The sequence below is a fragment of the Psychrilyobacter atlanticus DSM 19335 genome (genome assembly GCF_000426625.1).
Classification (GTDB): domain Bacteria; phylum Fusobacteriota; class Fusobacteriia; order Fusobacteriales; family Fusobacteriaceae; genus Psychrilyobacter; species Psychrilyobacter atlanticus.
This window is the reverse complement of record NZ_KE384547.1, coordinates 2,316,677-2,326,853: the sequence shown is the minus strand read 5'-3', so window position 1 is coordinate 2,326,853 and position 10,177 is coordinate 2,316,677. Positions and strand designations below refer to the sequence as shown.

9 protein-coding genes, 2 tRNA genes and 2 rRNA genes are annotated in these 10,177 nt (G+C 32.6%); all 13 read left to right on the top strand.

The window, feature by feature from the left end:
• The first annotated feature begins 114 nt into the window (after positions 1-114).
• The 13 genes from rrf (K337_RS0111630) to K337_RS0111565 all read left to right on the top strand — a co-directional run bounded on the left by rrf (K337_RS0111630) (position 115) and on the right by K337_RS0111565 (position 10,096).
• A 5S ribosomal RNA gene (gene rrf / locus K337_RS0111630) occupies positions 115-231 on the top strand.
• A gap of 10 nt (positions 232-241) precedes the next feature.
• A tRNA-Asn gene (locus K337_RS0111625) sits at positions 242-317 on the top strand.
• Between the two features lie 4 nt (positions 318-321).
• Positions 322-438, top strand: a 5S ribosomal RNA gene (rrf, locus tag K337_RS0111620).
• A 7-nt stretch (positions 439-445) separates the two neighbouring features.
• Positions 446-521: transfer RNA gene (locus K337_RS0111615), tRNA-Ala, on the top strand.
• A 228-nt stretch (positions 522-749) separates the two neighbouring features.
• Positions 750-1,274 (top strand): J domain-containing protein, encoded by a 525-nt coding sequence (locus K337_RS20390; RefSeq protein ID WP_028856762.1) that lies wholly within the window; start codon positions 750-752, stop codon positions 1,272-1,274.
• Between the two features lie 602 nt (positions 1,275-1,876).
• Positions 1,877-2,356, top strand: coding sequence for an NADH-quinone oxidoreductase subunit NuoE family protein (locus K337_RS0111605; RefSeq protein ID WP_028856761.1), 480 nt, complete (start codon positions 1,877-1,879; stop codon positions 2,354-2,356).
• A 131-nt stretch (positions 2,357-2,487) separates the two neighbouring features.
• Complete coding sequence (locus K337_RS0111595; protein ID WP_028856760.1) at positions 2,488-2,787, top strand: hypothetical protein; 300 nt, start codon at positions 2,488-2,490, stop codon at positions 2,785-2,787.
• A gap of 18 nt (positions 2,788-2,805) precedes the next feature.
• Positions 2,806-4,593: an NADH-quinone oxidoreductase subunit NuoF gene (locus K337_RS0111590; RefSeq protein ID WP_028856759.1), complete on the top strand. Its 1,788-nt coding sequence runs from the start codon at positions 2,806-2,808 to the stop codon at positions 4,591-4,593.
• Positions 4,594-4,654: 61 nt separating this feature from the next.
• Positions 4,655-6,412, top strand: coding sequence for an NADH-dependent [FeFe] hydrogenase, group A6 (locus tag K337_RS0111585; protein WP_028856758.1), 1,758 nt, complete (start codon positions 4,655-4,657; stop codon positions 6,410-6,412).
• A 203-nt stretch (positions 6,413-6,615) separates the two neighbouring features.
• The gene (gene glmU / locus K337_RS0111580; RefSeq protein ID WP_028856757.1) at positions 6,616-7,965 is read left to right on the top strand and encodes a bifunctional UDP-N-acetylglucosamine diphosphorylase/glucosamine-1-phosphate N-acetyltransferase GlmU; all 1,350 of its coding nucleotides are present in this window, start codon (positions 6,616-6,618) and stop codon (positions 7,963-7,965) included.
• Between the two features lie 2 nt (positions 7,966-7,967).
• A complete protein-coding gene (locus tag K337_RS0111575; RefSeq protein WP_037029377.1) occupies positions 7,968-8,930 on the top strand; it encodes a ribose-phosphate diphosphokinase in 963 nt (320 codons plus the stop codon).
• Between the two features lie 85 nt (positions 8,931-9,015).
• A complete protein-coding gene (locus tag K337_RS0111570; protein WP_028856755.1) occupies positions 9,016-9,666 on the top strand; it encodes an L-threonylcarbamoyladenylate synthase in 651 nt (216 codons plus the stop codon).
• A 10-nt stretch (positions 9,667-9,676) separates the two neighbouring features.
• Positions 9,677-10,096, top strand: a complete 420-nt coding sequence (locus tag K337_RS0111565; RefSeq protein WP_028856754.1) for a hypothetical protein — start codon at positions 9,677-9,679, stop codon at positions 10,094-10,096.
• Positions 10,097-10,177: the final 81 nt, after the last annotated feature.

The following is a 10,177-nucleotide window of genomic DNA, read 5'->3' as shown; positions in this document are numbered from 1 at the left end:
AAAAACATTATTATATAGTTTTGAATGTTTAACCGTAAAGGTCATCACCAAAACACTAAGATTTATTTAATAAATCAAGGGTTTTGTGATAACAATATTCAATAAGAAAGTAAGCTTGGTAAGAAAAGCTACGGGGGTACACCTGGTCACATTCCGAACCCAGAAGTTAAGTCCGTAAACGCCGAAAGTACTTAGGGGGCAGCCCCTTGGGAGGATAGGAACTTGCCAAGTCTTTCAAAATGCTTCTTTAGCTCAGTTGGTAGAGCGCTCGACTGTTAATCGAGTTGTCACAGGTTCAAGTCCTGTAAGAAGCGCCATATGTTTAGCAAGAATAGCTATGGGGATACACCTGGTCACATTCCGAACCCAGAAGTTAAGTCCATATACGCCGAAAGTACTTAGGGGGCAGCCCCTTGGGAGGATAGGAACTTGCTAAACTCAATTTGGGGATATAGCTCAGTTGGGAGAGCGCCGCACTTGCACTGCGGAGGTCAGCGGTTCGACCCCGCTTATCTCCACCAAATAAAATTTTAATCAGGATCTTTTCCTGATTTTTTTATATATTTGACACTTTTTGTAAATAAAGGTATAATGTTTAGATACTAAATGTGTTATGAATTTAGGTTAGTGAGTTAAAAATATAAATTTTATAGGAATAAAAAAGGAAAGATATAGAATTTGTTTGTTCAAAATTGTGATGAGATCTTTAGTTATAAAAAACTTATGAGAGATCTAGGAGGAATAAAAAAATGATTTACATATTAGCGTTTATAGCTGCAATGTCGCTGCTATTTACAGGATTAAAAAATACTTTAAGAGCATTACCGATAATAGCAATAGTTTCAGTTATAATTTTCTTTTTGGGATCAGCTTTTATTACATTTTTACCGGTTATTATTATATTGATTGTATTGAGGATGATATTTGGAAAAAAGCAGCCTCAAAGAAATACAAGAACATATTATTATAAAAGTAAAAATTCTGGCAATACTCAGGATTTTGAGGATTTTTTCAGACAGGCAGCAGGAGGAAACTATGGGAACTACCAAAGACAAACAAATGGCGGTCATCCTGGTTATGTTGTAAATAAGGATAAATATTATGCTGAATTAGGAGTAAATAAGGATGCCACTCCAGAAGAAATAAAGAAAGCTTATAGAGGGATGGCAAGAAAATATCATCCAGATAAAGCTAACAACTTAGACGAAACAACAAGAAATAAATATGAAGCAAAGTTTAAACAAATAAATGAAGCGTATGAAAATTTGAAATAATAATAAGGGTTACAGCATTAAGTTGTAGTAACCCTTATTTTTTTATGCAAAAAATTATTTTTTAGAAAAATAACTGGTATTTTGTCGGATACAGTGGAAATTAAAATACGAATTAGAGTATATTGAAAATAATGAGCAGAGAATATGAAATTTTAATTATTTATGAAAAAGAAAATAGCTAAAATATAAACTAAAAAAATTATAATTTCCTTAGAAAATAAAAAAAATGTTTAGAATAAAAGTTTAATTTAAATTTAAGAAAAAAGAAAAAAGGTATTTATAAAATAGAATGGTATAACATTAAGGATAAATTTTGTTTCAAATGTTTATTTAAATGATCACAAATTGATATTTAAAAAGAAAAAGGCAATTTGTTTTAGATTTTAAAGTTATTTGGTTTTTAAGTATTGAAAGATTACAACTTAATTATTAATTAGTTTGATGCTCTAAATATAGGCTGGACTGTTTGTTTTGCAAACACTTTGACGCAAAAGAGCTTAACAAAAAAGTGGAAATACGGTATAATGTCATTGTAAAGTGAAATTAATAACTAAGAAATTATGGTTAACGTAATTGATTTATAATTAGAAGGAGGAGCAAAAATGTCTTGTAAAAACACGTTAAAGCAAGAATGTTTTAAACAATTAGATGAATTTATAATTGGATTACCTGAAAAAAATGGAGCACTAATATCAGTTCTACATAAGGCTCAAGAAATATTTGGATATCTTCCAACGGAGATTCAAGAGTTTATTGCTGACAGGTTAGATCTACCTTTAGCTAAAATATATGGAGTAGTAAGTTTTTATTCATTCTTTACGATGACTCCTAAGGGGAAGTATCCTATCTCTGTTTGTATGGGAACAGCTTGTTTCGTAAGAGGAGCAGATAAAGTTTTAAAAGAATTAGAAAATAAATTAGGAATTAAAGCAGGGGAAACAACACTAGATGGATTATATTCAATAGATGCTTTAAGATGCGTAGGAGCTTGTGGATTAGCACCTGTTGTATTAGTTGGTGAAGAGGTATTTGGTAAAGATGAAGCCCGTGATATCGATGGGATCTTAGCAAAGTTTAATTAAAATGGGGGGATCAAAAGATGTCTAAAAAGATAACTTCAATGGAAGAATTATTAAAAAAAGCAAAAGAGTGTGAAGAGTTAATAAAAATCAGAAAAAAATGAAAAGATTTAGAGAATGTAATTAAGATAAAGGTGGGAGTATCATCGAAAGATGAAACTGCTATAAAAAATGCCGACTTAGTTATAAAATCTATAGTTGATATGATTGAAACGGAAGATATAGAAAATGTAGCTCTGTATAAAACGGAATTTTTAGGGTATGGAGGGAAACTTCCAAGTTTAGAAATTATTATTCCTGATAAGGGAAATGTAGTTTTTGGAAATGTGGATTCTAATGAAGCTATTAGATTGATAAAAAAATACCTTAAAGACACTTCTGAAATAGAGGAGTTTTTAGTAGACAATAATGGTACCAAAAGATGTAATCACTAATTTTAGGAGGTAAAATTGATGGCTTATAAGAAACATGTCCTAATTTGTGGAGGGACAGGCTGTTTATCATCAAAAGGTGGAGCAATAGCTGAGAATATAGAAAGTTTACTGGTAGAAAAAGGTATGAATGAAGAAGTACAGGTAATCAAAACGGGATGTTTTGGATTTTGTGAAAAAGGACCAATCGTAAAGATCGTTCCTGACAACACATTTTATGTAGAAGTGAAACCTGAGGACGCTGGTAGAATAGTAGAAGAAGATCTGATTAAAGGTGAAAAAATAGAAACTTTATTATTTAGAGACCCTGTTACTAAAAAAAGAATAGAAGATTCTGATCATATGGAATTTTATAAAAAACAAAAAAGAATAGCTCTTAGAAACTGTGGATTAATAGATCCAGAAAATATCAATGAGTATTTTGGAAATAGAGGATACCAGGCATTAGGTAAAGTATTAACAGAGATGACTCAGCAAGAGGTAATCGATGAAATGAAGTTATCTGGTCTCCGTGGAAGAGGGGGAGGAGGATTCCCTACAGGTTTAAAATGGCAATTTGCATTAAATAATGATGCGGATCAAAAATATGTAGTATGTAATGCTGATGAGGGAGATCCCGGAGCATTTATGGATAGATCTATCCTAGAAGGAGATGCCCACTCTGTAATCGAAGCAATGGCAATTTGTGGATATTCTACTGGTGCAACTAAAGGATTGGTTTATATAAGAGCTGAATATCCATTAGCTATAAACAGATTGAAAAACGCAATGGCTCAAGCTAAAGAATATGGGATGTTAGGGGATAATATCTTAAATTCAGGATTTGATTTTGATATCGAGATTAAATATGGAGCTGGAGCATTTGTATGTGGTGAAGAGACTGCTCTTATTCATTCAATGGAAGGAGAAAGAGGAGAACCTACTTCAAAACCTCCATTCCCAGCTGAATCTGGATACTGGGGAAAACCAACAAATGTAAACAATGTAGAGACTTTTGCTAATATTCCAGAGATCATCTTAAATGGTGGAGAATGGTATAAAGGTATAGGAACAGAAAAATCATCTGGAACTAAGGTATTTGCTTTAGCAGGAAAAATAAATAATGTAGGTTTAGTAGAAGTACCTATGGGAACTACCCTTAGAGAGGTAATCTTTGAGATTGGTGGCGGAATTAGAAATGGAAAGAAATTTAAAGCTGTTCAAACAGGAGGACCATCTGGTGGATGTCTTACTGAAAAAGATTTAGATGTTAAAATTGATTTTGATTCATTGACAGCTATCGGATCGATGATGGGATCTGGTGGAATGATTGTACTAGATGAAGATGACTGTATGGTTGCTGTATCTAAGTTCTATTTAGAATTTACAGTAGAAGAATCTTGTGGAAAATGTACACCATGTAGAATTGGAAACAAGAGGTTATTAGAGATGTTGGAAAAAATAACTAAAGGAAATGGAACTATGAAAGACCTTGAGTTATTAAAAGAATTATCTGAAACTATAAAGGATACATCATTATGTGGATTAGGTCAAACTGCTCCTAACCCTATCCTTTCAACTTTAAATAATTTCTGGGATGAATATGTAGCCCATGTAGTAGATAAAAAATGTCCAGCAGGATCATGTGAAGATCTATTGACTTATTCAATCAACGACAAGTGTATCGGATGTACAGCATGTGCTAGAGTATGCCCGGTTAATTGTATTGCAGGAAAGGTTAAAGAGATGCATGTAATCGATGCTGAAAAATGTATCAAGTGTGGAGCTTGTTATGATAAATGTAAATTTGGAGCGATAGATAGAGGGTAATCAAAATTAAGAAGGATAGTGTCTTGTACCTATTCTAAAAAAGGGAGTGTGTAAAAAACCAATGGAATTAATAAACGTTATCATAGATGGTAAATCAATAGAAGTTCCCAAGGGAGCAACGATACTTTCCGCTGCAGAATCATTAGGAATTTCTATTCCTACATTATGTCATTTACAAATTGGTGGAAATGGTTATAAAAATGATTGTGCATCATGTAGAATATGTGTTGTAGAGGTTGAAGGAAGAAGAAACTTAGCACCTTCTTGCGCTACACCAGTTCACGAGGGAATGGTAGTAAAAACTAATACAATGAATGTAATGCAAAAAAGAAGAACTATAATGGAATTATTATTATCGGATCACCCTAAGGACTGTTTAGCATGTTCTAAAAATGGAGAGTGTGAGTTACAGGACTTAGCTATTCAATTAGGTGTAAGAGAGGTAAGATTTGAAGGAGAAATGTCAACTTATAGATCTGACTACTCACCTTCTATCATAAGAGATATGGATAAGTGTATCATGTGTAGAAGATGTGAAACTATGTGTAATGATGTTCAGACTGTAGGAGCATTATCAGGAGTAAATAGAGGATTTGATTCAGTAGTTGCACCGGCATTTGAACAAAACTTAGAAGACAGTGTATGTACTTACTGTGGTCAATGTGTAGCTGTATGTCCAGTAGGGGCACTACATGAAAATGATCATACTTGGAAGTTAGTTAAAGACTTAGCTGATCCTAAGAAAAAAGTAATAGTACAAGTTGCACCAGCTGTAAGAGTAGCTTTAGGTGAAGAATTTGGAGAGGAACCAGGAGTAAATGTAGAAGGTAGAATGGTAACAGGACTTAGACAATTAGGATTTGATCAAGTATTCGATACTAACTGGGCTGCTGACCTTACTATAATGGAAGAAGCTTCTGAATTTAAAGATAGATTAGAAAGATTTTTAGCAGGAGATAAAGATGTAAAATTACCATTGTTAACTTCTTGCTGCCCGGCATGGGTAAAGTTCTTCGAGCATAACTATCCTGATATGTTAGATGTACCATCTTCAGCTAAATCACCTCAACAAATGTTTGGTGCAATTGCTAAAGGTATCTGGGCTAAGGAAGAGGGAATTGCAAGGGAAGATCTTATTGTAGTATCTGTAATGCCATGTCTAGCTAAAAAATACGAAACTTCTAGAGATGAATTTAAAGTGGATGGAAATCCAGATGTAGATTATTCAATCTCAACTAGAGAATTAGCTAAGTTATTAAAGCAGGCTAATATAGATCTAGGAATATTAGAAAATTCAGAGTTTGATAATCCATTAGGAGAATACACAGGAGCTGGAGTTATATTCGGTAGAACTGGTGGGGTAATTGAAGCCGCGACTAGAACTGCATATGAATGGGTAACTGGAGAAACTTTAGAAAACGTTGATTTCAAAGCTTTAAGAGGATTTGAAGGATTCAGATCAGCTACTGTAAAAGTAGGAGACTTAGACCTTAATATCGGAATAGCTCATGGTTTAGGAGAAGCTAGAAAGATGTTAGATATGATAAGAGCAGGAGAAGCTAATTATCATGCTATAGAAATAATGGCATGTAAAGGTGGATGCGTAGGTGGAGGGGGACAACCTTACCATCACGGAGATTTCAGTATAGTTACTAAGAGAGCAGAAGGACTTCAAAATATAGATGATGAGAAAATCATAAGAAAATCTCATGAAAATAAATTTGTACAGTCAATCTATGAAAATTATTTAGACAAACCATTGAGTCATAAAGCTCATAAGTTATTACATACTAAATATTTTCCAAAGCATAAAATATAAAATAAAAAGTCAGCGAATTTCGCTGACTTTTTTTATAATACCTTAAATTTATATGAAATTAAAGAAGAATAAAGATATCATTATTTAAGTATAAATAGAGTGTGGTTGATCAAAATACTGAAATGTAAAGTAGTTCTTAAAAAATTGAAAAATTCTGACGAATATGCTATACTTCTAGGTAATGAACTGAGGGGTGATGAAGGATGAAATTAGTTTCACTTATATTAGCGGCAGGAAAAGGTACAAGGATGAATTCTAACTTACCAAAGGTTGTTCACAAAGTTAACGGAATACCAATGGTAAAAAAAATAATTAATATATTAGATGAATTAAAAGTAGAAAAAAACATATTAATATTAGGTCATAAAAAAGACATTGTTTTGAAAAATGCAGGAGAAGAAAATACCTATGTTGTTCAAGAGGAACAGTTAGGTACAGGGCATGCAGTAATGATGGCAAAAGATGTATTAAAGGACTATGATGGAGATGTAATGGTAGTGTGTGGAGATACACCACTATTGAGATCAGAAACACTAAAAAAACTTTATGATAAACATATAGCTACCAAGGCAGTTACAACTATTTTAACATCTGTCTATGAAGATCCTTTTGGATACGGAAGGATAGTAAAAAAAGATGGTCTTGTAAAAGCCATAGTAGAGCAAAAAGAAGCTGATTTTGAAATTCAGGCGATAAAAGAAGTAAATGCAGGTGTATATGTATTTAACAGTAAAAAGTTATTTGAGTCACTATCTAAGATGGATAATAATAATGCCCAAGGGGAATATTATTTGACTGATGTAATAAAAATTCAGGTAGAGCAGAAAGAAGTAGTGGAAAGTTTTATCTTAGAGGATAATGAGGAGATCTTAGGAGTTAACTCTAAAGTTCAGCTGGCTCAAGCAGAAAAAGTACTTAGAATGAGAAAAAACATTGCTCTCATGGAAGAAGGAGCAATTTTAATAGATCCACAGACTACATATGTGGAAGATAGCGTAAAGATAGGTAAAGATACAGTTGTTTATCCAGGAGCAGTTCTTTGTGGAGAAACTGTTATTGGAGAAAATACAGAGATCATAGGAAATACTAGAATAATAGATTCTAAAATAGGCGGAAATGTAAGGATAGAATCTTCAGTAATAGAAGAATCAATAGTAGAAGATAGAGTTACTATAGGACCATTTGCTCATCTAAGACCTAAAACCCACTTAAAAGAAGAGGTACATATAGGAAACTTTGTTGAAACTAAAAAATGTACATTAGAAAAAGGCGTTAAAGCCGGGCATTTGACATATTTAGGAGATGCTGAAATAGGTGAAAAGACCAATATAGGAGCAGGAACCATAACTTGTAACTATGACGGGGTTAATAAACATAAAACAGTAATAGGGAAAAATGTATTTGTCGGAAGTGATACAGAATTAGTAGCACCTATAAATATAGGGGATTCAGCAGTGATAGGAGCAGGATCGGTAATTACTAAGGATGTACCTGCTAGAGCATTAGCAGTGGCTAGAGGAAAGCAGTTTATTAAGAAGGAGTGGACTAAATAACCATGATTAAAAATGTCAAAGATGTAAAGATTTTTACTGGAACATCAAATGTTAGTTTAGCAAATAAAATTGTAGAACATTTAGGAGTACCTTTAGGAAAATCAGAAGTACTTAGATTTGCAGATGGAGAAGTTCTTACTAAGATCAACGAACCAGTTAGAGGTTGTCATGTATTCGTAATTCAACCAACAACAATACCTGTAAATGAATCTTTAATGGAATTATTGATATTTATCGATGCATTAAAGAGAGCTTCAGCGGCTAAAATAACTGTAGTTATGCCATACTATGGATATGCAAGACAAGACAGAAAAGCCAGCCCAAGGGAACCAATCACATCTAAATTAGTTGCAAATTTACTTACAACAGCAGGTGCAACAAGAGTAATGACTATGGATTTACATGCAAACCAAATCCAAGGATTCTTCGATATACCGGTAGACCACTTTAAGGCATTACCTCTTTTAGCGAGAAACTTTATTGAACATGGATTAAAAGGAGATGACGTAGTAGTAGTATCTCCAGACATCGGTGGGGTAAAAAGAGCTAGAGAATTAGCTAAATGGTTAAACTGTAAAATAGCTATAATCGACAAAAGAAGACCAAAACCTAATATGTCAGAAATCATGAATATAATAGGAGAGGTTGAAGGGAAAACAGCTATCTTCATAGATGATATGATCGATACAGCAGGAACTATCACTAATGGAGCACAGGCTATCATGGATATGGGAGCAGTAGCATCTTACGCTTGTTGTACACATGCAGTATTTTCTGGGCCAGCAATAGAAAGATTAGAAGCTTCTCCGCTAAAGAAGATAATCATAACTGATTCTATTGAACTACCTGAAGAAAAGAAAATATCTAAGGTAAAGATTTTATCTATCGATAAATTATTTGCAGAAGGAATAAAAAGAGTAATTGAACATAAGTCAATAAGTGAATTATTTGAAATAAAACAATAATTTAAAAAGGAAGTCTCCGGACTTCCTTTTTTTTTACTCATCTTGAGAAAATTGAGAAAATATGATAAAATGTTAAATAAATGTCATAAAAAAAGAGGTAGTTATGAAAAAATTATTTGAAAGCAGTAATTTAAATTATGAAGAAATTTCAAATATGGTAGCTGATGGAGACCTGATAATTTACCCAACCGATACAGTGTATGGATTGGGGGCAAGTATTGAGATGAAAGAATCATTGGATAGGATTTATGAAGTGAAGGAAAGAGATCAAAAATCTCCCTTAATAGCTCTTTTAAGCGATAAAAAATATGTGGAAAAAGTCGCTGTAATAAATGAGCTCAATAGAAAAGAAATAGAAAAATTAATAGAAAATTTTTGGCCCGGTGGCTTGACAATAATTTTAGATAAGAAAAGGATAATCCCCTCTAACATGGTATCTAATGGTACTAGTGTAGGAGTAAGAATCCCAAATCATAAAATATCTATAAAAATTATAGAAAGCTGTGGGGGAATACTAGCTACTACAAGTGCTAATATATCAGGGGAACCTAGCCCTAGATCATATGAAGAACTAAGTGAAGAGATAAAATCTAGAGTAGAGATAGTGGTAGATGATAATGAAACACCTAAAGGGGTAGAGTCAACTATAATCGATATGAGAGGTACTCCTAAGATATTACGAGAGGGTCACATCACACAAATAGAAATAGAAAAAATAATCGGGAAGATGAAATAATGGAGGGAATATGAAGGGGCAAAATATGAATGGAATGCAAATGAGAAATATGTCAGGTATGATGGGTATCCAAAATGCTATGCAGAGAATAGGAAAAGGAAAAAGAAAATATACTGTAAAGATCTCTAAACATAATAAAAAGTTTTTAGGTAAATTTGTAGAAGAGATTCAAAAACAAATGGGTTCTGAAAATAATCCTCAAATGAAAGGTGTTTTAGACTTTTTAACATACTTAAAAGCTGAATGTAATAAAAAAGCTATAACTGAGATCAAGATGAGTTTTGATGAATTAGAATTTTTAAAGAAAATGGTAGTGGATTCTGTTAAAGGTATGGAAGGTATGACTTACAAATGGTATCAAATTATCAATAAATTAATGGTGAAAACAATGATTAAATCTAATAGAAGTTTATTAGAAGAGTTAAAGTAATTAAAAAATTAAAGTAGAATGAAAATATAAAACAAGAGGTAATTAAATTTAAATTTAGTTATCTCTTGTTTTTATATATAA